Annotated in this window: 22 protein-coding genes; 9 read left to right on the forward strand and 13 right to left on the reverse strand. The window is 36.7% G+C overall.

Features of this window, described 5'->3' with window-relative positions:
* Positions 1-523: 523 nt before the first annotated feature.
* From HGC4_RS11070 to HGC4_RS11090, 5 genes are all read left to right on the forward strand, one after another.
* Positions 524-1,144: a DUF4230 domain-containing protein gene (locus tag HGC4_RS11070; protein ID WP_050710198.1), complete on the forward strand. Its 621-nt coding sequence runs from the start codon at positions 524-526 to the stop codon at positions 1,142-1,144.
* 137 nt (positions 1,145-1,281) lie between these two features.
* On the forward strand, positions 1,282-1,857 hold the full coding sequence (locus tag HGC4_RS11075) for a phosphatase PAP2 family protein (protein ID WP_082204154.1): 576 nt from the start codon (positions 1,282-1,284) through the stop codon (positions 1,855-1,857).
* Complete coding sequence (locus tag HGC4_RS11080; RefSeq protein ID WP_050710200.1) at positions 1,857-3,263, forward strand: WG repeat-containing protein; 1,407 nt, start codon at positions 1,857-1,859, stop codon at positions 3,261-3,263. Before HGC4_RS11075 ends, HGC4_RS11080 begins: the two co-directional genes overlap by 1 nt.
* Positions 3,264-3,446: 183 nt before the next feature.
* A complete protein-coding gene (locus HGC4_RS11085) occupies positions 3,447-3,839 on the forward strand; it encodes a hypothetical protein (RefSeq protein ID WP_050710201.1) in 393 nt (130 codons plus the stop codon).
* A gap of 186 nt (positions 3,840-4,025) precedes the next feature.
* Entirely contained in the window at positions 4,026-4,328 is a 303-nt protein-coding gene (locus HGC4_RS11090; protein ID WP_050710202.1) for a hypothetical protein, read from the forward strand.
* Between the two features lie 152 nt (positions 4,329-4,480).
* On the opposite strand, the gene HGC4_RS11095 is transcribed toward HGC4_RS11090, so the two are convergent.
* The 3 genes from HGC4_RS11095 to HGC4_RS11105 all read right to left on the reverse strand — a co-directional run bounded on the left by HGC4_RS11095 (position 4,481) and on the right by HGC4_RS11105 (position 8,281).
* On the reverse strand, positions 4,481-4,984 hold the full coding sequence (locus HGC4_RS11095; protein WP_050710203.1) for a hypothetical protein: 504 nt from the start codon (positions 4,982-4,984) through the stop codon (positions 4,481-4,483).
* A gap of 241 nt (positions 4,985-5,225) precedes the next feature.
* Positions 5,226-6,662, reverse strand: a complete 1,437-nt coding sequence (locus HGC4_RS11100) for an alpha-L-fucosidase (RefSeq protein WP_050710204.1) — start codon at positions 6,660-6,662, stop codon at positions 5,226-5,228.
* Between the two features lie 194 nt (positions 6,663-6,856).
* Positions 6,857-8,281 (reverse strand): alpha-L-fucosidase, encoded by a 1,425-nt coding sequence (locus HGC4_RS11105; RefSeq protein WP_050710205.1) that lies wholly within the window; start codon positions 8,279-8,281, stop codon positions 6,857-6,859.
* A 271-nt stretch (positions 8,282-8,552) separates the two neighbouring features.
* On the opposite strand from HGC4_RS11105, the gene HGC4_RS11110 reads away from it, so the two are divergent.
* A complete protein-coding gene (locus tag HGC4_RS11110) occupies positions 8,553-8,933 on the forward strand; it encodes a hypothetical protein (protein WP_050710206.1) in 381 nt (126 codons plus the stop codon).
* A gap of 180 nt (positions 8,934-9,113) precedes the next feature.
* Here the strand turns inward: HGC4_RS11110 and HGC4_RS11115 are convergent, their stop codons facing one another.
* The 4 genes from HGC4_RS11115 to HGC4_RS11130 all read right to left on the reverse strand — a co-directional run bounded on the left by HGC4_RS11115 (position 9,114) and on the right by HGC4_RS11130 (position 15,802).
* On the reverse strand, positions 9,114-9,599 hold the full coding sequence (locus tag HGC4_RS11115; RefSeq protein ID WP_050710207.1) for an outer membrane beta-barrel protein: 486 nt from the start codon (positions 9,597-9,599) through the stop codon (positions 9,114-9,116).
* Positions 9,600-10,032: 433 nt separating this feature from the next.
* Positions 10,033-12,900: a hypothetical protein gene (locus tag HGC4_RS11120; protein WP_050710208.1), complete on the reverse strand. Its 2,868-nt coding sequence runs from the start codon at positions 12,898-12,900 to the stop codon at positions 10,033-10,035.
* Positions 12,901-12,930: 30 nt separating this feature from the next.
* A complete protein-coding gene (locus tag HGC4_RS11125; RefSeq protein WP_050710209.1) occupies positions 12,931-15,177 on the reverse strand; it encodes a hypothetical protein in 2,247 nt (748 codons plus the stop codon).
* 178 nt (positions 15,178-15,355) lie between these two features.
* The gene (locus tag HGC4_RS11130) at positions 15,356-15,802 is read right to left on the reverse strand and encodes a DUF6249 domain-containing protein (RefSeq protein ID WP_050710210.1); all 447 of its coding nucleotides are present in this window, start codon (positions 15,800-15,802) and stop codon (positions 15,356-15,358) included.
* A gap of 60 nt (positions 15,803-15,862) precedes the next feature.
* On the opposite strand from HGC4_RS11130, the gene HGC4_RS11135 reads away from it, so the two are divergent.
* From HGC4_RS11135 to HGC4_RS18680, 3 genes are read left to right on the forward strand one after another with little or no spacing between them, the layout of a single operon-like run.
* Positions 15,863-16,507: an RNA polymerase sigma factor gene (locus HGC4_RS11135; protein ID WP_242047089.1), complete on the forward strand. Its 645-nt coding sequence runs from the start codon at positions 15,863-15,865 to the stop codon at positions 16,505-16,507.
* Entirely contained in the window at positions 16,504-16,902 is a 399-nt protein-coding gene (locus HGC4_RS11140) for a G protein-coupled receptor family protein (RefSeq protein ID WP_050710211.1), read from the forward strand. The genes HGC4_RS11135 and HGC4_RS11140 overlap by 4 nt, the downstream gene beginning before the upstream one ends.
* Positions 16,850-17,098 carry a hypothetical protein gene (locus HGC4_RS18680; protein ID WP_157258242.1) on the forward strand — a complete coding sequence of 83 codons (249 nt, stop codon included), beginning with the start codon at positions 16,850-16,852 and terminating at the stop codon, positions 17,096-17,098. The genes HGC4_RS11140 and HGC4_RS18680 overlap by 53 nt, the downstream gene beginning before the upstream one ends.
* 93 nt (positions 17,099-17,191) lie before the next feature.
* On the opposite strand, the gene HGC4_RS11145 is transcribed toward HGC4_RS18680, so the two are convergent.
* The 6 genes from HGC4_RS11145 to HGC4_RS11170 all read right to left on the reverse strand — a co-directional run bounded on the left by HGC4_RS11145 (position 17,192) and on the right by HGC4_RS11170 (position 21,853).
* Entirely contained in the window at positions 17,192-18,238 is a 1,047-nt protein-coding gene (locus HGC4_RS11145; RefSeq protein WP_050710212.1) for a type II toxin-antitoxin system antitoxin DNA ADP-ribosyl glycohydrolase DarG, read from the reverse strand.
* Between the two features lie 3 nt (positions 18,239-18,241).
* Positions 18,242-18,868: a type II toxin-antitoxin system toxin DNA ADP-ribosyl transferase DarT gene (locus HGC4_RS11150; RefSeq protein WP_050710213.1), complete on the reverse strand. Its 627-nt coding sequence runs from the start codon at positions 18,866-18,868 to the stop codon at positions 18,242-18,244.
* An 82-nt stretch (positions 18,869-18,950) separates the two neighbouring features.
* A complete protein-coding gene (locus tag HGC4_RS11155) occupies positions 18,951-19,595 on the reverse strand; it encodes a carbohydrate-binding family 9-like protein (protein ID WP_050710214.1) in 645 nt (214 codons plus the stop codon).
* Positions 19,596-19,686: 91 nt separating this feature from the next.
* Positions 19,687-20,790 (reverse strand): phosphotransferase enzyme family protein, encoded by a 1,104-nt coding sequence (locus HGC4_RS11160; RefSeq protein WP_050710215.1) that lies wholly within the window; start codon positions 20,788-20,790, stop codon positions 19,687-19,689.
* An 80-nt stretch (positions 20,791-20,870) separates the two neighbouring features.
* Complete coding sequence (locus tag HGC4_RS11165; RefSeq protein ID WP_050710216.1) at positions 20,871-21,308, reverse strand: hypothetical protein; 438 nt, start codon at positions 21,306-21,308, stop codon at positions 20,871-20,873.
* A complete protein-coding gene (locus HGC4_RS11170) occupies positions 21,305-21,853 on the reverse strand; it encodes a hypothetical protein (RefSeq protein WP_050710217.1) in 549 nt (182 codons plus the stop codon). The genes HGC4_RS11165 and HGC4_RS11170 overlap by 4 nt, the downstream gene beginning before the upstream one ends.
* Between the last annotated feature and the right edge of the window lie 57 nt (positions 21,854-21,910).

A 21,910-nucleotide genomic window follows, 5' to 3' on the forward strand; every position in this document is an offset into this window, starting at 1 on the left:
ACTGGTTACGGTAGCAGTTGCGGCAAGTTCGGCTGCACTTGTAGTATATGCCTTGAAAAAGAAACAAGCAAATAAAAAGAAAATAGCCATTCATTTCATTTAAGTATTGTGAAACATGAAGCTTCAAACGATTAAACTGACGAAGCTTTAACAACACACTCGCTTAAACAAATAAAAGGAATAAATACCTTTAGTATATTAACTTGTATTTAAAATATACAAAATACAAAAGAGCCTCGTTCAAATTGAACGAGGCTCTTTTGCTATACTACCCATAAAGTATCTGTAAATGATTGGCAGATACTGAATAATCATTAATTTTCACTAGAAATAGTTGAGGAGATAAACCTCGATTCGTTTTTTTGTATCTTTGAGCCGATTTAGGTCTAAGATATTTTATAGCTTTGGTGTAGTGTGAACCTATACGTTCATCCATAGAGGACAGACAGATAGGTCTCTCCCTGCGAATCGAAACATAGCAATATAGATATCTCACATAACTTATATGAACTAAACGTTGTTTATGAACAAAAAACAGATTCCTTTAATACTACTTATTATATTATTAGGACTTATTGCCCTCATTATATATCTTCTTAAATCGGAGACGAAAGCAGAAGAACGCACCATTGTATCTCATGCAATTGTAGTGCAGCAAATAGAGGAAATGGGTAAACTGGAAGTTGTAAAATACAACATTCAAGATATGATGGAATACGAAAAGGTTCGCAAATGGCTTCCCAATTCCAGAGCAACACTAAAAATTGTAGGTGAAGTGATAGGTTGTGTAGACCTCACTCTGATAAACGAAAACGACATTGTAACGAAAGGCGACTCGGTAAGCCTCATGTTACCTATGCCCGAAATATGCCATTACAAAATAGACCATTCGAGATCGCGCATATACAATATGGAGTATGGTTTGTGGGAAACATCGGAACTGGTAGAGGACGCCTACAAAAAAGCCGAAGATCAAATCTATCAGCAAGCACAAAGCATGGGGATAGAAAAAGAAAGTCGCGAGAATACAATAAAGGTACTTACACCTATACTCAGAGGAATGGGTTTTACCAAGATATACATCGGATTTAAATCGCCCGACGGACGTTCTAATTCCGAGCAATCAAAAATAAGACTCAACTAAAGTATCAAATCCGTTTCTGAGTTAAGCCATTAAATAATATAAACAGTGTTGCTTCTCACGGTTATAACAATCTCTTATTGTTAGACTTGACAAAGTAACAAGAAGGTCTCGGACCTTAAATAAGTTTCGCCCGATATATGCTGCAAATAACATTCCCCGCATGGGACAGAGAACTCTTTCTCTACCTCAACAGTAAACATACACCATGGCTCGACCCCATTATGTATCTAATAAGCACATACACAGTATGGGCACTCGTGTGTATATCTATTATTGTATTCATGGTATACCGAGACCGTATAATGGGACAACGTGCAGCCGTGTTTATGCTTATGGGAATTGCCATTAACAGCATTACCAACAATATAATTAAGGTGCTGATTATGCGTCCGCGCCCATCACACGAGTTAGATCTCCAAGATATCATTCATCAATTGGGCGATCCCGATAATCATTACAGCTTCTTTTCGGCTCATTCATCCAATTCTATATGTCTGGCATTATTTTCGACCCTATATTTCAAGAATAAGTATTACGGAATCGTTATTTTTGCGTGGGCAATGACCGTTGCATATAGCCGTATCTATATAGGCAAACATTATCCTATTGATATTGTATGCGGAATATTATTCGGGCTGCTCAGCGGATGGTTCTCTGATTGGTTATATCAGAAATACCGCCACAAAAAACTTAATGGGGCTAATATCGTATAATGAAGAAAACTTTGACTCTCTTTTATTTACTCCTTATAGTTGCTTGCGTTAACGCTCAAAGCAATTATAAATATGCTGTGGTAAATAAAAAAGGCGAAGTTATAGTTCCTCTGGGCTACGAAAAGATAGACGTTTTCAAAAACAGACTTGCCAAAGTAACCAAGAAAGATAAAGTAGGAATCATCAATACTAAGGGTAAAGAAGTTGTACCCTGTCTGTATGATGAGATTAAAGACTTTGAGGATGGAATGGCAATAGTATCGAAAGGAAATCGCTTTGGAGTTATAAATACAGCCAATGACACCATTATACCCATCAAGCAAATTTCGGTAACCAACTACTATAAAGGAACTTTTTTGGTATACGACAATTACCTCTTTGGCGTTATAGACTCTACCGGAAAAGTAACCGTCCCCTTCACCAAATCCATAGGCTTGCCCTATTCTGGCGGAAAAGGCTATATCATAACCACTCGAATGGATAAGAGCGAGCAAAAGATTATTGACCGACACAACAACGAAATATACTCCTTTCCAGGTCACAGAGTGCGCGATATGAACGATGGCTACCTTGGCATCTGGGAGAAAAAAGCAACCGATCAGGCATCCATATACCTCAACCTCAAATCGCCGACACCATACGTTACCTATAAAATAGTAGACATAGAGGGAAACGTAATAAACCCATCACTTACGATAGAACAAAATCAATTCTTCAACGGAGGCTTTTCCAGAATATCGGAAGATCGCAAAGTAGGAGTCATAGACATACAAGGTCGTCTGAGAGTACCTTGCCTATACAGTCGCATCTTCGATTTTAAAGATGGTTATGCAAAAGTAAAGCAGGATACTACCTTCTTATACGGATTGAATAGATACGGAATAGTAAACGACAGAGGAGATATTATCGTACCATGTATATACGATGGCTTAGGCGAACTGAAGGAAAACCGAATGGTAGCATTTCTCAATCAAAAATATGGCTTCTTGAACAGACAAGGGCAAGCAGTTATACCTTTTAATTTCGATCTGGCTCAAGATTTCGAAAATGGATACGCCATTGTCTCTAAGAACAACAAATACGGGGTAATTGGTATAGATGGCAAAATAGTAATTCCACTTATCTACGAACAAATAAAAAGGATCGACAATGCTCTTTTCGCAGCAAGCAAAAATCTCAAATGGGGTATTATAGATACAAAGGGACAAACTCAAGTAGAGTTTACATATAAGTCAATCATGCAACTATCCGATTCGGAATACGTAGCAGTTCAACAAGATAATTATTGGGGAGTAATAAACAAACAAGGACAACAAATTCTACCCATTACTTACAACGAAATAGTATCCTACTCGGAAGGTATGTTTGTAGTAAGCTTCTATCCATCTAATTTTAAGGAAGAATAAGTAAAAACACTAAACCTCCAAAATGGGGTAATAACCCCATAAGTGCCCACTTTTCTCACATTTAACTCTTATTCTCAGCTATTTCTCTAAAAAGTGAACTTTTTCCTGAACTTTTATTTTCGAGTTGTGTTTATAACTTAAACAATAAGTTATCGTATATTTTAAATAAAAGAATTGAAGAAAATGAAAAAGATTTATGTATTAGCAATTGCATTGGCAACAACATTATCATTCGTTGCTTGTGACGGAGCTAAAAAAGATGCTGACAAAGCAGGCGCTGATGTTGAAAACTCACTAGAATCGGCAGGAAATACTATCCAAACGAAAGCTGACAGTTTGAGAGATGCAACTGATGCATCGATAAACAAAGCGGGTGAAAAAATAGAAGAAGGCACTGAGCAAGCTAAAGATAAAGCTGGCAACATCATAGACAAAGCTAAAGATGAAACCGGAAAAGCTGTTGACAAAACTAAAGAAGCAGTTAAAGACGGTGCTGACAAAACAAAAGAAGCTGTAAAAGATGCTAAGAAAGATGTAAAAAAAGAAGCATCTAAATTAGAAAACAAATTGAAATAAAGTTCTCTAACACTTCAAGATAGAATAAAAGCCTTCGAGGAATTATCCTTTAAGGCTTTTATTTTTTACGATCTATTGTTAAAATTCTTTGTAAACAATTGCGGCAAATGCGTTGTTTATATAAGAAATGAGTATATTTGAATTTAGTAAACCGATTAGTATTAACACGATAAAAGAATAAAAACTATGAGGAATTTTTTATTAGGATTAGTTATAGGTGCAGGCGCTGTATATGTTGCAGCTAAACTAATAGACGACGAGAAAAGAAAAGAATTGTACGACGAGTTTGAAAAAGCTACTGACGAAGCTAAAGAAAAAGTTAGACATGGTGTCAGATATGGTAGAGGAAAAGCTCTACGCATGGGTGTACGTGCAAGACAAGAGGTAAGAACCGGCAAAAAGAAATTGAGCCAAGCTGCAGGTGATATTGCAGGCAAACTATCGGATGAATTAAGTGAGTTTGAAGAAAAAGCAAGAGCCAATTCTTAAAACTCGGTAATACTACAGATACAGAAAAAATGCAAGACGGGAAATCCATCTTGCATTTTCTGCATAACACAATCTATTTACTTCAATACACCTACTATGATACTATCTATATTAATTGGGTGCTCTTCATCAAACACCATTGTTATTATCTATTAGCGTGGCATCGCACCTTGATAAAAAAGGTATTCGCGCACAGCAGACAGCGGTATGGAATCACTAACGCTACATGACAACGATCGATAATACTTTGCCTGATTGCCCGCAACTGTGAGACCAAACATGGTATCCTGATTTATAACGAGCTGTCTTTTGGTGGTTTGTTTCTTATTCAGAAATAATATTCTACGGCGTCCTTCGCCTTGCATTTCCTGTTTCGCAAGAATAGGAACTTCGGTCATATAGTCACGGCTATCAGTATACAAGTTTATTTGATACCTATATTCATAAACCGGATATCTTTTATTTGTCTCGATCATAGGATCTGAAGAGTGAGTGACCATGAATGATGAGTTATCCACATAATAGCCCTCAACAGCTATATAGGCATTTCCTTTCATCAACGATAAGAGATCTGTTAAACTTTGCTGATGTTTCTCCTGACAAAAAGCACTTAAACCAAATAAACAAAAGAGTGCTACAAATAATACTTTACGCATGATTTTCCTTGATTAAATATGTAAACGGTTAAATAATATCTATGAATAAGTTAGTTAGGGTGTTTGATTTTCATTTTATTATTTAGTAGATAGAGTAAAAATAGAGAAAGATTCCATAAATTATTCACAAAACTGATCAAATTTTACACAATTTAACTCTAAAAGGAGAGAAAATCATTATAAAAAAATGAGCCTCCACACGGAGGCTCATTTAACTTATAGATAATATTTATTTTAACGATTACTTCACAGATGGAGCAAAAGCAAATGCCAATGCGGCTTGATCGGCAGGTAATCCCTTAGGAACCGACACTTCTATACCCTTAGCTGTTTTTTTCCAGCTCACAGGTTTACCTGTTTCTAAAAATATTACTTTAGATCCCTTTACAGGCTCATTTGCACTCCATACAATTGTTTTAGGTAGAGGTTTGCCTTCTTCTAAGCAAGCAATGGCATATATTGTCTTACCATCTTTACTTTGCGTAAACCAAGTAGACTCGTCACGATAATTGGGAGTTATGCGTGTATTATAAATAGCTTCGCCATTCTTAGTAGTCCACGCACCTATCTTCACCAAACGTTGAGAAACCTCATCAGGAAGCGTACCATCAGGTTTGGGTCCTATTCCCAGCAAAAGGTTTCCGCCTTTGGCAACAATCTCTACCAATGTATGAATAACCTTTGCAGGTGTTTTATACTGATCGGTAGGAGTATAACCCCAATCCCAACCTAAAGTAATACAACTTTCCCATGGGTTATTGAGCTGCATATCTGGAATACCACGTTCGGGAGTCTGATAATTCTCAAATTCTCCGGGAACAGTACGATCTACAACCAACAAACCGGGTTGATAACTGCGAGCCATAGCCGCAATCTTAGGCATATCTATATCCTGCGATCCTTTGTATGCACGTCCTTGACGTTCGGCATCCGATGGACGAGCGGGACGTACCCAACCTCCATCGAGCCAAAGAATATCAATATTTCCATAATCGCCATTCATCAATTCCTGAATCTGGTTATACGAGAACTCTTTAAACTTATTCCAACGCCATTTATTATTCTCTATATTATAATTAACGTTTCTGGTTGGTGTAGCATATGTGTCCCACCAATAATATTGGCAATGCCAGTCGGGCTTAGAATAATATGCACCAATCATATAACCCTCGTTGCGAAATGCATTGAATACTTCTTTTGCGACATTGCGACGCGGATCGTTCTTGAAAGCACCATTGGCTATCGAAAAATCGGTCTGTTTAGTATCAAACATATTGAATCCATCGTGATGCTTAGTTGTAAACACGGCATACTTCATCCCCGCTTGTTTACCATATTTTGCCCACGAAGCCGGATCGAGTTTATCTGGTTTAAACTCATTTATAGTATTCCAGTACTTGCGTTTGTAAGCATCATAAGTAATGGTACTGTCACGAGGAATCCAATCTTCTTCCTCAGCACATATCGACCACGATTCTACAATTCCCATCTGAGAATACAAACCGTAATGTATAAGCATACCAAATTTTTGATCTTGCCACTTGTCCAATTTCTCAAGGACTTTTTCGTCAGTAGGAGCCGTATAAGTCTCCGATCTGCCATGAGCATACGTCTGGGCAGATGCCGTTGATACCGTCAGTGCCGACAGTAAGAAGAGCGATAATACTTTGTTTTTCATCAATAGAGTATATTATACTTATTATATAATGATTATTAGTTTCGAGAGGATATACAACAAAAATAACGATATATATCTTTTAGCACAAGTCCTAAACCCTAAGCAGACTATTATCAATCAATGTATTTAGAACATATACAGTCTCTTATCAAAAATAAATAGAATTATTATTTTACAACATCTATGTATACCTATTATATAGGAGTAACGGCAAATGCTAATGCAGGCTGATCAGCAGGCAAACCGCTTGGAACTGATACTTCAATACCTTTAGCAGTCTTTTTCCAGTTCACAGGTTTTCCGGTCTGTACAAATACAACCTTGCTACCCTTTGCCGGTTCGTTTCCCTTCCAAACAATTGTCTTGGGTAAAGCCTTACCCTCTTCCAAACAATGTATAGCATATATCGTTTTACCATCTTTACTTTGGGTAAACCATGTTGTACCGTCATTATATATAGGAGTGATTCGCGTATTATATATTGCCTCTCCATTTTTAGAAGTCCACTCCCCTATTTTACTCAAACTTGTGGCAGCACCTTCGGGCAAAGTTCCATCGGGAGCAGGTCCTACTCCTAATAAAAGATTACCACCTTTAGCCACAATCTCACTCAAAATAGCTATAACCTTGTAAGCACTCTTGTATCTGTCATTTTTCACAAAGCCCCATGCACCACCCAAAGTGATACAACTTTCCCAAGGATTGCTCAATTGCTCTTTAGGAATACCATTCTCGGGTGTTTGATAATTTTCGTACTCTCCAGCCACAGTTCTATCAACCACCAACAACCCGGGCTGATAACTGCGAGCCATTGCTGCAATCTTAGGCATATCTATATCTTGCGATCCTTTATAAAAATCGCCTTCGAGACCTTTATCTCCTTTTTTCGATGGACGAACCCATCCACCATCAAGCCACAAAATATCCATACTACCATAATCGCCGTTCATCAATTCCTGAATCTGATTGTAGGTATATTCTTTGAATTTATTCCAACGCCATTTATTTGCATCTAAGTCGTAACTCGGGTTACGATCGGGCGTAGAATATCTGTCCCACCAATAATATTGTGAATGCCAATCGGGTTTAGAATAATATGTACCTATCATAAAGCCCTCGTTCCGAAATGCACCGAAAACTTCTTTGGCAACATTACGTCGCTCATCATTTCTAAAAGGACCTTTAGCAATAGAGAAATCACTATACTTCGTATCAAACATATTGAAACCATCGTGATGCTTGGTTGTAAATATAGCATATTTCATTCCTGCAAGCTTTCCATACTTCGCCCATGAAGCAGGGTCTAACTTAGTTGGATTAAACTTATCCATAGTTGCCCAATAGCGACGTTTGTACTCATCGTAAGTTACTGTCGAATCGCGATTGATCCACTCCTCGTTACATAATGTCCACGACTCTACAATACCCAATTCGGAATAAAGACCAAAATGAATAAGCATACCAAACTTCTGATCCTGCCATTTATCGAGTTTCTCTAAAACCTTAGAATCTTGCGGATATGTGTAAGTTTCAGACTTTCCATGCACAAACGTTTGTGCTGATGCTGGCAAAAGCACTGACAACGAGAATAAAAAAGGGAGTAAAATTTTGTTTTTCATTTAATTTATAAAAATATTTAAAATTAGAGGTCCAAGATTAGGCATATGTAGCCAAACAAATATACTTATATATATTATTTATTGCAAATAGCCTATTGAAAAACAAACAAATTAATTGATTATAAACAAATTACCCCACAAAACAGAGTGGGTAATTTATTTGTTATATTTTTTTCACAAAATAGTTGATCTTTCTTAGTTTTTTATATTACATTTGCAGTCGAAAAGGTAATTATTCACGGATTTTTGTCAAAAAACAAAAGAAAAAAAAATGAAAAAGATTGTTATGATCGCTTTTGTTGCTGCAGCTACTCTATCGTTTGCTGCTTGTAACACTAAAACTGAAGGTGCTCAAGGTACTGACGCTGATTCAATTAAAGTAGAAACTCCTGCTATCGAAGAAGTTGTTGCTGATACTACAGCTCTAGGTCAATTCGAAGCATTAGTAAACCAAGCTCTTCCTTTAGCTGAAAAAGTACAAAAAGGTGATGCTGCTGCTACTGAAGAATATGCTAAAGTTTCTGCTGAAGTAGCTGCTTTAGGTCAAGAACTTCAAAAAGGTCTTGCATCTATGACTCCTGAGCAAGCTGCTAAATTTGCTGAACTAGGCAAAAAATTCTCTGAAGCTGCTCCAGTTGCTGCTGCTAAATAATATAGCAACCGCTGCTTAGTCATTCAAAAGCGAAGCAAAAAGACAAACCCTTTAGTAATCCTAGAGGGTTTTTATTTTGTCTATTTCTCATAATTTTTATTTATCAAGTAGACAAAAAAATAGCCACTGCATTGCAGTAGCTATTTTTTTATTTCTAAAACCTGAAGTTTTTTTCTTCGATTAGAATTTGAATCCATAACCAAGAGCAACAACCATACAATCAGCATCACCGAAAGTATATTTGATCTCTAAGTTAGCAAAACGATTACCGCCTAATTCATATCCTGCACCAGCTCCTAAGTTGAAACCCCAATCAGTAAAGCCATTAGAGCCTCCTGAACCTGCATTTCCTGAATAACGATTGTTTTGCATAGCAATACCCGCTAATGGATAAACTGATAATTTCTCATCTACATTAAATACATAATGTACGTTCACGTTAATATCAAGTCCTGTAACTTTGTCTTTTGGAAAAAAAAACATAACGTCCGGAGCTAAACGAATGTTTTCGGCGATAACATATCTACCTTGAACACCCAACATGAAACGCTCTGCATTACTTTGATAACCGATATTTCCGATAAGAGATTTCTCGCCTTTTTCACTTTGAGCAAATGCGCCTAATGTACTGGCTACAAATGCTACTGCTAATAATAGTTTTTTCATAAGAATTCAATATTTTTGTAAAAATTGATACGGCAAAGCTATGTAAAATATGTGAAAAAGCAACACATCCTGATAATAACCGAGTAAATTATATAGCTAAAAATGTTAAAAGAAGCTCAATCTCATTCTGTTAACATCTAAAAAAAATGTTACATTTGCTTTTAAACTACCTAAAACCTCAAACTTATTAAGAGAATACTCCTCTTTACAATAATTGCAACACTATTTACAGCATGCGATAATGACGATAACGATAATTGACACACTACTTATAAATTAAAAACCTATTAATAAGACATTTACTTTATGATATACAAAAGCGCCTCCAAAGAGACACTTTTGTAGTATTCATAATTATTAATTGAAGGACTTAGTAAGTAATAAGCAATTCAGATCGGCACAGGACACCAGGCAAATAAAAAATCCTAAAACCTTATACTTTTCTGATCAGCTTTAGCTTTGTTTTGTTTCTCCCCGTAGGATCGTAGCCTTCAACAGCAGCTACGTAATATAGGTCTCCGTTCAGTTTTACTAATTTAGTGCCATCCATCTGCTCATACTCATCGGGATTGAGGTAACACTCCACATATGTATAGTTACTATCATCGGTAGCAATAATACTAAAGTAAGTATTTAATATAGAATTGGGATTATCATAATAATCGAGATTCAGAACATCTTGTTTATTTAATGTATTCTCTAACTGGGGCAGCATCAATTCTATTTTCTTATCGGTATTCTCCCATACTATACCTACATTATCAGGAGTATCGTTCTTATACCAAAAACGTTGTGAATAATTAGTATAAAGTTTCTTCATCATTTCCTTATCATCCTTACCATCATCTGTTGCCCAAATCTCCTTGTGGCTGATTACTGGAAGCTTTAAAGGTACAGTACTAGTGCGGGTTACAATATTTCCTTCGGCATTCTTTACCTTTGTTTCAATCACACGCGTTATATCTTTAAACCAATTATAGGAAAAGTTAGAAGTTTGAGTAACCACTTGTCCATCGATATTCCCAGTGATAAAACTTCCTCCCCCATCTTTATTACCCTCTGATTTAACGTAGCCTTCTTCTTCCTTATTTATTTTAAAACCGAGTTGAAATTCAGAAGGCAATCCCAATGGTTGATTGGTTCTTTGTGCAATGCTTGCTTTTCCATCCAAATCAATCACAGAGGCTGCAGATGCAGTCGATCGAGTTTGTTTTACATTCAGTTCAAACTTACCATCTTTGGGCTGCGTCAATTCCAAATTAAAGGCTGTACAAAAATTATCTAACCACTCATCGATCTTTTGTTCTGATGGCAGAAATTTGACCAGATTTATTATATCTGTTTTAAAGTCTGAAGACTCGTCCCATTTCATTTCCTTAGTACCCGTACCATTATTATCGACCGTTATCCAATCATAATTACTTTTAAAGGGCTGTACTTCCAGTGTAAAATCAATATCATGTACCATCCAACCATGATCAGCACCCTTAGAACGATGACCTTGATCGCTTACTGTCACAAGCGAAAGGTGTTCTCCTTTTTCTAACCATATTATCTGATTAAGGTATCCCGTACCTTTATTATTATCCGTATTGGTTATAAAGTTAGGGTTTTCTGTTTTTAATAACTCAACTGCAAATTTCTTTGATTTTCCCCATTCTCTATTGGTAGTTTTCGCCTCAACACCTGTCTCAGCATCATACTCTTCTCCTATGAATTTAGCATAGCCATCAGCATTTATAGCTGAATAGATTTTATTCTTTTGCGAATATTTTTTATCCCAGCTCCATCCATTCTTTATTGCTAAAATCCGACTATATGCTGGATAAGGACTATCGAATCGTCCTTCAGCTAAATTAAAAATAGAATCTACGATGAATCTTGTTTGACTACCTTGACTACCAAGCTGTTTTACTGTATAGGCAGTATCTCCCCACCTAAAACCTCCGATTAGTAATTCGTTCTGCAGAGGATCTATCATTTGTACACAGCGTTCACTTGGCATCGGAAAATAGAGTGAGTTATTCTGATTCATCTCCTGAGGCAGATTGTTCTTATAAAGAACTCCATCAAGTTTAACATCAGTTATATCAATACCTTCACCAAAATCTCTTAATAATTTCACTTCGTACCTACTATTTGTGAAATTATTCATCTTAGCTTTTCCTGGTCCTTTGTCTAAATGATTATTTTCACCTATAACATACACATTACCATCGTCTTTTTTCACATCCTGATCTGACATTCGTAGAGTAAGAGCCACATCCAAATTAATTTTATATAGCCCCGATTGTGGTATAGTTATATGAATATTCTTTTTGTTTGAATCTGTTGTTTTGAAGCTTATAACGTTTGTACCATGATCTTTTATACTCAGATTATCCAACATAGAGCTTTGTAATAAATTTGCTGTATAGATATCCCAACGCGACTCCTCTCCATCTCGATTTTCATTCCTATAGAAGTACTTCTCAAAGTAGTCCGTATCCTCTATTCTTTTATAATTAGTCCATGAACCTCCGATCTTAAAATGTCCCAAGTGTCCCCAATTCCATTCCTGCTGATAAGTTGTCGGGTTTTGATACGACATATATAGATTCTTCAGACGATCATCTTCAAAAGCACTACCTCCTATATTAGAAGAATCATTTGTATTATTTTTGAATATCCTCTTGATTGTTTCAAGACAATTGATAGATGGAGGAAAATCTTCAATACCTAAGCGCACGTATTTATCCCAGATCGTTTTTCCTGAAACCGTACCTTTATCATCCGACTCCACTTTGGGTAATAAGCCATACAACGGAAGAGGAAAAATACAATCGGGAATATCCTTATCAGTGTTATACTTATTCAGCATTTCAACCATACTTAATGGGTTATTGGGATTGGAGGGATCGCTAACATCCAATTCCCAAGCACCTTCTATCTCGCTCATTTTCTTTTCTCCAAAAATTTCCTTTATGGTTTTCTTGGCAGGAACTACCAGATTTCCCTTATAATTTCCATCAGAATCTATTTCACTGAGTTTAAATCGACCATCGAATATCCGAATACTATCAACATAAAGCTGTGCTGTATAATTGTGATTAAATTTGTTCTTAACTTCTTCTACATTAGCATATCCAAAGATGGCATCATTAGATGATGTAGCAGGAATGGTGATCGAATAACTGTATTGTGCATCTTTCGTAGTAATTTCGGCAGGATTGATAAGTACTCTATTGAGGCGCACACCCAACTTGTCGGGACTTTGTATATCGCAAAGTTTCTTATCTATGTAAAGTTCTATATTAGTCATAATGTATTTGTTTTTCTTTTGGCAACAACCTTACTTTATCTGAGTATTATATGTGTCTGTATAGTGATATTTCATTTCTACCTGATACAAATCGTCAGTTGTATTGTATTTGAGAGTCATATCATCTACTATTATGTAGCGTTTCGTTTTAAGCTCGTATACAGCACGTGAAGCACTCATTTCGCGCAGCCAATCTACAATATCGCTCGTAATGGGTGAAGTTTGTACCACTTTCTGTTCTTGCACACTTTTCATAGCTACCGATTCTATTTCGGTTCGAAGATTAGGATCGGGCTGTAATGTTTTATAGATAGTTGATCCTGCGGTTTTAAATTCGGAAGAGAAGCCTCCACCGAAATTCATTGTATCCCATCCTCCCAATCGATTGAGAAAAGCAAAGTCGTTGACCTCATTGATATCTTCCGGTAGAATACGGAACGAAAGCGGCGTTGATATAATCACTTCGGATTCGTTTAAGCCCAAAAATGTACTTTTGTGCCATCTGCATAAATAAACATCTATACGCCCCACTGTCTTACCGTTATATATGGGCAAAAACTGATCGAGTTGAAGCAAGCCCGTATTCACTTGGCTAAAATTACTTTCTTCTTGACCTTTAGATGTATATTCTCCTATAAATCCACCCATTTGAGTATACAGTTTATAACGTAATCCTAAGGACGGAACCAAATTGTCTGTTCCTCCAACCCTCAAAGTAGTCCACTGATAATTATGTATGAAATTGAAATATTGCTTCTGCCCTTTAATATGTGTACGAGTGAACCTATTTGTCAACGGTTTTATTTTCGTAAACTCCCTCATATAAAAGTCTTGTGAAAAATCGATAGTGTAAGAGTTACCGGTATCATCCACTCCCAATGTCGAAGGATTCAGAGTATAATCATACCCATTGAGGATATACAAAGGAGAGGAGTAATAAAATGGCTGATTAATTTTTCCGTCAGTACGTTTGGCTATAAACCGATAATTGGTCATCGTTTCAGCATTGCTCCAAAGTTGAAACTCTTCCTCTTCAGGCTCGAGTTCCAATTCGGAAAGAAAAGTAGGCGAATAGTTTACCTTCTTACTCAGCAATGTACTTAAGTCGAACCATAATGGTTTTCCGAAATAAGACTTTGAAAGCGTAGTTAAGTATTTTCCCATATAGTTTAAAGAATCTTTACTGCCAGGTAGAACCTCATGATCAGTATATACATCCAATTCAATCTGGTACTCTCCAGTTCCATAATCGATAGTATCAGAAGACGAAGAAACACTTACTGAAGATGTTATAAAAGAGTGCTCATCTTCGGGAAGTTTACTGAACAAACCAAAATCTGAGCTAAATGATACTTCATAAGGAAAAAATGCCTCAGCAAATTCTCCATAAGACAACTCTATATACCCCTTTTTAGTATTTAGAACAACATTGAAGATCTGAAAAAATGGAAAATAATTTGAAAGAAAAACAGCTAGGCTTGCTAACGTCTTTTGGTTGCATTCATCCCAAGACAAACCTGTTTCTTGTGGTCTGTATACCACTATAACCTTCTTTTGATCAACCTTTTCATCAAAAAAAGCACCTTTCAAAGTTGGGGAAACAATAGTTCCTGTTATAGGGAGGGTATAAAAGTAACTTACAATATCAAGCTCTATCATCTCATCAGTAAAACCCGTAATATCTACTCTTATTATATGATCTGGAACCTTGCCTGAAACGTGCCTTTTTCCATGCTCTATCGAAAAGTCATAAAGGCTGCCTGTTCCTTTAGATAAGATTTCTATCTGATGCCCAGGTTTTACAACATTCTCATTAACTTCAAGATCGAATATAGTAATCTCAAAATTATTCTTAAAAAACGGATTTTGCATGAAGCACTCTTTGAGGTTTGATGCTGTAATAGCTAATGCCTCATCTTTAGATAAAACGTTTCCATCCAACATCTCGCCCTCTCGTGCAACATAAAAAGTTTTACTATCTACTTTAATACGATCATAAGTTCCTTGAAAAGAATAGGTATCAATCGAAGAATTACTTCCCGTTATCTCCAGATATAATAATTCTTGCGCTAAAATTTCCAATTTATCAATAGCAGTCTGCGAGCCATCAAAGTCTGCTCCAAAAGCCGTTTCTTTAATTTCGATCACAGCCCTCATTTTTTGATCTCTGTCCTTATTTCCTTTACTGCTGAACACTACAAAGTTCGGATTATTAGCCAGAGTTATCGAATTGGGCTCAACTACCGAAGCAATCTCTTTATTAGAATAATATGCCATGCTCTATCTTTTATTTGATAGATAAAAAAGGGCAAAGTCACAGCTTTTTCCTACTAAATAGAGTAGTATAGAACCACTAAGCAATTACATATCAAAAAAAAAAGGAGCATCCCTAAAAAGAGACACTCCCTGTAACAGTGAATATAGGTCTAAGACCTCTAAAACAGAAAACCACATATCAATCCTTATGCAGCTTTTCTTTCTTTTGTTCTACCAAATAAGCTATCAGCAAGCCCAATCCACCGAAAAGAGAAACACTTGCCAAATAAATAATTGCAACCGAATCTTTGATATTATCTCTTACGGCATAGTCATAGCTTGCAAATTCGGGGCTTAAAGAATTTGTCAAAGCCAACTCGAGAAAGAAAGCTACCAGTAAACCCAAGCCTACACCCACCAATAACAGACTGGCTCTAAGAGGCCAAGAGGAAGACAGTTTTACTTGTGGCTGTCCGCCTAATATGGGTAGGCTAAACTTATTGGCAAAGACCGACGGATCGACATTGCTTTGCAGCTTTTCGATAATAGCCATTCTTTCGTTGCGACGAACAAACAACTCAAACAAACGGTATATACCTAAGGTAATAATACCGATAATACAAATGGGAACTAATACTTGTTGCATATCTTATACTTTTAAATTCGTTAAACATTTTCTTGTTTGCTTATTTTGACGCAGCATATAATGAAAGGTTACAAAAATAGTAGAATTATTTTTTCTGAAAATTTTCTGATTACATTTGTAACCTATGTGACACTGATACGTCATACAAGCATGACAAGTTTTGATGACATATATTATGTCCGTTTAATCAAGGATGGTGATACAAATGCCTTTGTTCATATTGTACGCCGATATCAGAGAATGGTATTTACCATTGTCAGCAAAATTGTCACCAATACACAGGATGCGGAAGACATCACTCAGGAGATCTTTATCAAAATATATCAATCACTCAGTAAATTCAGAGGAGATTCAGAGTTTTCAACGTGGCTCTACCGTATAGCCTACAATACAGCGATTACGGAGGTGAGGAAAACCAAACGAGAATTTATATCTTTTGATGATATGGCAGAAAAACTTCCCGATGCTGAGCTATCCGATAATCTGGATGAGTTGCATACCGAAGAAAGGCTTCAATATCTAGACGAGGTATTAAAACGCCTCAACCCAGAGGATGCTTTATTGATTACCCTCTTTTATCTTAACAACCATAGTGTACAAGATATAAGCACGATAAGCAACCTGAGCCAAGCCAATGTAAAAGTAAAGTTACACCGTATACGAAAATTTATGAATTCAGAAATAAATAAACTCATATCAAAATGAAAAAGCAAGAAACAGATCGCCTAAGGAGCTTATTTCAAGATATGGAATTGAGCAACCCTTCTACTAGTTTCGAAGACCGTTTGATGCAACAAATACATCAAGTAGCTTCTGAAGCCAAGACTAAGAATGCACTTAGAAGCAAAATATATACAGCCATTTCAATAGCGGGAGGAATAGCCGCCATAGTAGCTCTGCCAATTATCGTATTTTATTTTACGATGGGAGATACTGCGATGCAATTACCTTCGATGGAGGTAGATTTCAGTATGCCTCATTTCTGGAAGATGGATCTCAATCCGCTAACTGTATTACTACCATTTGTAGTTTTGGCACTCTTGATGGGTGATACACTTATCAGAAAACATCTATCGGACAAGAGGCATCACAACACATAATAGCTCAAACCCCAAAGAACTAATACGTCCCGAATCTATAAGCAAAGGCTTTAGGGATGCAGGATTTCACAAATTTGACTTTGGAGTCATCGGAGGTGTTGGTGTAGAATACAATCAATACCTTTTGAATATAAACTACGAGGCTGGTCTATTGAATCTTATGAGTGGTTTATATGACGGAGGTAATCCTTCTTAGAAAAACCAAAACATCACAATATCCGTAGGCTATTTTTTCAAAAAAATAACACACATTCAATCTAAAAGAGTATCAACACCTTAGAGAGTATAATTAATTCTGGGGTAATGCAAAGAAGCTATCCAGATGAGTATTTGTTAGTGTAATATATTCAGGATTGTCAAAAACAGTACGCTTTTCGGCTTTGTTAGTTGCTAAAGAGGTAATTATACCCTCTTGTGTGTAAATTTTCTCAGTTTGTCTTATGTAATCTATTGTAGATAAAAGTTCCAGAGCAAAAGATGAATAGAATCCTGATAAAAACTCTTTTGTTCTCTTACTTATATCTTTATATACCTTATTGTCTGCTAAGTTCAAATACTCTGTCACGTTTTTCTCGGTAGACATGTGCAAATTTAACTCTTGAAACGGAGTGTCCATTAACGAATTATATTCGCCAATATAACTACCATTGAGGTACTTAAATACATGCTTTACTTTTCCTGAATACGGACCATAATAATCGTTGCAAAAATCGAGTTGAAATTGATCAAAAGCACCAAAGCGTTGCAAGAAATAGACAATCTTTTCTGCCGCAAATTCAGAGATAAATTCTCCCTCCTTCACCATATCAAAAAGTACGTCTAACATCATTGCCCTTGCAGGAGTCAATTTAGCACGTTCCTTATCAAGAACTTGTTTTACCTCTTCATTGGGTTGATATACAACTACCTCGCAATCTACATCCGACAAATATTCTTCTATCAGATCCTTTACTTTACTCCACTGCAAACCACCATTGCCTGCACCTAAGGGAGGAACACTTATCGACTCTAGTCTGCGTTCCTTTATTAGTTTAGTCAATTCAATAAGCCCCAAACGGATATAATTATACTCGGAAGGATTTCTCCAATGATCTTTCGTTGGAAAATTGATGATTATTTTTCGCCCAATTTGAAGATGTTCTTCTTCACAAACCAAAAGTGTACCAATTGTTAAAGTCTTGTTATCACATGCGTTTTTGTAAATTTTGAAATTATTCGGAAAGTACTTCTTAAACTGTAAGGCAATCCCTTTCCCCATTACCCCCACAGTGTTGACAGTGTTAACTATCGCTTGAGATTTACTCTCAAACATGTTTCCGTATACATATTTAATCATATATCAAAAATAATATCCTGGCTCCACTCGTATCTTGTTGTCGTCAATTCCCGATACAAATAGTTTGTCCTTAATACTAGGACTATAAACTACATATTCGGTAATACAAGTAGCGGGAATATCTGCACCGACCAAAAATTCGGCTTCCTTTCTCCTCCTCAAGTCGGTGTTTTCACTTCCCCCCCAGCCGTTGTCTGTTATCGCATCCCAATCCAATAACCCTCTAATCTTGCGAATCCTAGTACTATCATAGAAATTGCTTAATCTACTGAAAGCATGCCCATTGGTAAACCAAAATTCTAATTCGGCATCTATTATCTGCTGTACTGTTGATATGCAGTAAACGATGCGTCTCGGATCAACAATTTCGGTTCCATATCCTTTCTGTATTGCATAGAGCATAGGCATTCTAGGTGCAAAATGAAAAGGAATATAATCAGTCAAAGGACGTCCACTCGGAAGCAGACGTTCTTTGCGTTTATCAATAATAGCATTATTACCTATAGGCACATAATTTTCATTACTGTCCGGAGACGAAATATGCGTTATTCCTTTTTCTGCAATATGCTGAATATTATCAAAATGTGTGACCCTAAACAATGGAGTCTTATCTAATCTTAAACGAGCCAACTTTATTATTATTACTTTGACAGCAAAGATAAATCAATTTTATATAATTATTATCTCTTTAATTCTCAAAATTGAACTCGTTTCATTCAAAATACAATTCACCGAAAAACTGAGGTTGATGGAAACTTGGGCTTGGTGTATCGATAGTTGTCCAGGAAACAAAATGAGGCACAGTAAGCTTATCGCCACATTTAAAGAAATTTCCTTTTACCTTTAAACCATCGAAAGTAGTTATGTTGCTTTTCCAAAAAGCTGAAGAAGGAATAACAAGTGTCAATGTCCAATCGAAACTACCTATCTCCTTCTCTCTATTGGCAGTCCCCAAACTGGGAAGCCTCAAAATAGATTGCATAACCTCCGTATGTGCATGCTCGGCATGTCCTCCAAATACTCTGTAACCCAGCAAAGCTTTGCCAATACAAGTAAACTCGGCATTGTAGTAATGCTTATTGTCGAACGAAATGAACATTTCCACACACGAATCGGTCCACACCTCTCCATTATCGGCCGTTACAGCCGCCAATATTTCGTTTTCTTTAACTCTATATTGCAGCAATATATTGTTGCTATTGTGTGCAATGGTAAAAGCAACATCGGGTTTTGATGGATATGTATCGGGCCAATTAATAGTCTCTATTTTATTTATCGGCAAGCTTGCCATCTGCTTAGCTACCGCCTCTATATCAGACGCATCAATAGATTGCTTTGGTATTTTTATCTTATTCATCTTCAAATATTATAGTCAATAATAATTCAGTAAACCTGTAAAGATAGTCTCTCTGAAACTGTCTTTACAGGCTACCATTTTAGTTAGATTCTTATTTTCTAAGAGCCGCTAGCTCAGAATTTACAATCTCACACATCTTATTGTAGTTTTCGTCCAACGATTGCAATAGCTTGTATTGACCGCGTGCACGAACCAGATTGTGAGTATCATTCTTCACCTTGTAATAATTATCACCATCGATATAATCCATCAAGAAGCGAAGCACTTGTTCGAAAGTGATATACTTAGCCGAGAATGCAACATTTTCTGCTTCAGCAGGAGTTAGAAAACTAACCGTTTCTGCCAGATAGCCTTTAGTATAAGCTTCAAATATATCCATATCAACATATACTTTGCTTAAGTCCTCTTCGTCCTCAAAACCCGCAGCATTAGTATATGAACGGATGGCATCGCCATAATCGTTCAAACAAATACTATTCAATACCGTATCGAGGTCTATTACACAAAGCACCTTTTCGTTCTTGTCGAACAAGATATTGCTGATCTTAGTATCGTTATGAGTTACACGAGTAGGAAGTTCGCCCGATTCGGCTTTTGCCCAGAATGCAAGCATTTCTTCTCTGCGGCTTTCAATCCATGCCACCTCTTTCTCAACTTTAGCTTTACGTCCTACGGGATCTTTTGCTATTACCTCATCCCATTGTTTGAAACGGAATCGCATATTGTGAAACCCTGGTAGAATATCTGTCAAAGGCTCTTTCATATCCGAAAGCATGGCTTGGAACTGACCAATACCGCGTCCGCCCTGCTCAGCCAATATAGTAGAATCAGCCTTCTGATAAGTTATCGTGTCTTCTATAAACAGACATGCAGCCCAATACTCGTCCTGCTCATCGTGATAATATAGTTTACCGTCTTTTGTAAGGGTCACAGTAAGAGCTTCACGCATTGGATCGCCGCCTTGAGCTACTATTTTTTTCTTCAGATGTGTAGTTACCTTATGGATGTTCTCCATCATGGCAGGTATATTCTGAAAGATATTTTTGTTTTTGCACTGCAAAATATAATTGGGACTCGATCCCTCTGTTTCTACGAAAAAGGTATCATTAATGAGACCTTCTCCCAAGGAACGGATTTCTTTAACTGTTCCTTCAAAAGCGAATTTTTCTCCAATAGCAGAAAGGTTTGTCTTCATACGAATAAGATTTAAGTTTTAATTGATTCGAGCCATAAATATACATATTTTTTAAAGATGGACTGATCATATTACTTATCTCAATCGTTAAAAAACACTTCGATTTCCCTAATTATAGCCTCAAACAACTCATCTGCCCACTCATTTTCGAACGATTTTTCTATCTCCTCTTCCAGCATAGCCAAAATAGGTCGGGGAGCCATTCCCTGCTTTCTTATCGTCTCGGCAATAGCATACAAAACATCATTGGTGGCAGGTATTCCCTTGCGTAGTGCCCAGTCTCTTAAGTCCGATATGGGAGGGGCAACTGCCGAATCGGGCTTCCTCCCGTTTTCTATGTAATCAACATAATCATTGAAGATAATTCTAAAAACAGGATTGCCCGAAGTCTCAACCGTACATCTAGCCTCGTCCTTCAATGCACTATTTTTCAATCCGTTTTCGTCTAAAATAAGATGAACAAGCGAAAGAATATCTTCGGCAATACTATTCAGTACCTTTACTATTGCCTCATTCATCGTTTAGACGTTTTAAGATCAAATACGGGTAGTTTATTTATAAATGTTTCGCAGGTATTGGCAGTTTTCACATCAAAGCTGTTTAAGATGCCCTCTGCTTCGAAGTCTTTCAAAACATCGAATTGTTCTTCAATCAAACACAAGTCCTGCATATTACGTTGAACAAAATCAACCGTAAAACGGCATCCGCAAGCATTGTTATCGTAATAGTTCCGAAGAGTAAGGTATGACCACGTAGGAAGTATAGAAACGGGAACAGCATTGTCGTACTTAATGCGTTCCAAGATATTAAGCCCAATAGAGAAAGCCAGATTTTGCAAGTTGGCAATCTCGCTATCATCCTTCGGCACAAAAAGTATAGAGAAGTTTGCCGTATTCGAAAAAGTATTTGCATTATTGCGACCCGTCAACGGATCTTCGAGCCAGAAAAGCGGATGTGCCTCATTGCCCGACCCTATTTCGTAATTACGATTGTAGTAAAATGAACGGATTGTTTTGTGTTCACGTGCTTGTCGACGAAACATTTCGATAATACTGTTAATCATATAAGTAGTTTTATTGAATAGATAAATCTGACGGATATTGTTATCTTTAGACCTTAT

It is taken from the genome of Dysgonomonas sp. HGC4 (genome assembly GCF_001261715.1).
Taxonomy (GTDB): Bacteria; Bacteroidota; Bacteroidia; order Bacteroidales; family Dysgonomonadaceae; genus Dysgonomonas_A.

Coding starts and splice junctions, on each gene's coding strand:
- HGC4_RS11070 (WP_050710198.1), top strand. CDS start 524: ATGAACAAAAAACAGATTCCTTTAATACTACTTATTATATTATTAGGA.
- HGC4_RS11075 (WP_082204154.1), top strand. CDS start 1,282: ATGCTGCAAATAACATTCCCCGCATGGGACAGAGAACTCTTTCTCTAC.
- HGC4_RS11080 (WP_050710200.1), top strand. CDS start 1,857: ATGAAGAAAACTTTGACTCTCTTTTATTTACTCCTTATAGTTGCTTGC.
- HGC4_RS11085 (WP_050710201.1), top strand. CDS start 3,447: ATGAAAAAGATTTATGTATTAGCAATTGCATTGGCAACAACATTATCA.
- HGC4_RS11090 (WP_050710202.1), top strand. CDS start 4,026: ATGAGGAATTTTTTATTAGGATTAGTTATAGGTGCAGGCGCTGTATAT.
- HGC4_RS11095 (WP_050710203.1), bottom strand. CDS start 4,984: ATGCGTAAAGTATTATTTGTAGCACTCTTTTGTTTATTTGGTTTAAGT.
- HGC4_RS11100 (WP_050710204.1), bottom strand. CDS start 6,662: ATGAAAAACAAAGTATTATCGCTCTTCTTACTGTCGGCACTGACGGTA.
- HGC4_RS11105 (WP_050710205.1), bottom strand. CDS start 8,281: ATGAAAAACAAAATTTTACTCCCTTTTTTATTCTCGTTGTCAGTGCTT.
- HGC4_RS11110 (WP_050710206.1), top strand. CDS start 8,553: ATGAAAAAGATTGTTATGATCGCTTTTGTTGCTGCAGCTACTCTATCG.
- HGC4_RS11115 (WP_050710207.1), bottom strand. CDS start 9,599: ATGAAAAAACTATTATTAGCAGTAGCATTTGTAGCCAGTACATTAGGC.
- HGC4_RS11120 (WP_050710208.1), bottom strand. CDS start 12,900: ATGACTAATATAGAACTTTACATAGATAAGAAACTTTGCGATATACAA.
- HGC4_RS11125 (WP_050710209.1), bottom strand. CDS start 15,177: ATGGCATATTATTCTAATAAAGAGATTGCTTCGGTAGTTGAGCCCAAT.
- HGC4_RS11130 (WP_050710210.1), bottom strand. CDS start 15,802: ATGCAACAAGTATTAGTTCCCATTTGTATTATCGGTATTATTACCTTA.
- HGC4_RS11135 (WP_242047089.1), top strand. CDS start 15,863: ATGAAAGGTTACAAAAATAGTAGAATTATTTTTTCTGAAAATTTTCTG.
- HGC4_RS11140 (WP_050710211.1), top strand. CDS start 16,504: ATGAAAAAGCAAGAAACAGATCGCCTAAGGAGCTTATTTCAAGATATG.
- HGC4_RS11145 (WP_050710212.1), bottom strand. CDS start 18,238: ATGATTAAATATGTATACGGAAACATGTTTGAGAGTAAATCTCAAGCG.
- HGC4_RS11155 (WP_050710214.1), bottom strand. CDS start 19,595: ATGAATAAGATAAAAATACCAAAGCAATCTATTGATGCGTCTGATATA.
- HGC4_RS11160 (WP_050710215.1), bottom strand. CDS start 20,790: ATGAAGACAAACCTTTCTGCTATTGGAGAAAAATTCGCTTTTGAAGGA.
- HGC4_RS11165 (WP_050710216.1), bottom strand. CDS start 21,308: ATGAATGAGGCAATAGTAAAGGTACTGAATAGTATTGCCGAAGATATT.
- HGC4_RS11170 (WP_050710217.1), bottom strand. CDS start 21,853: ATGATTAACAGTATTATCGAAATGTTTCGTCGACAAGCACGTGAACAC.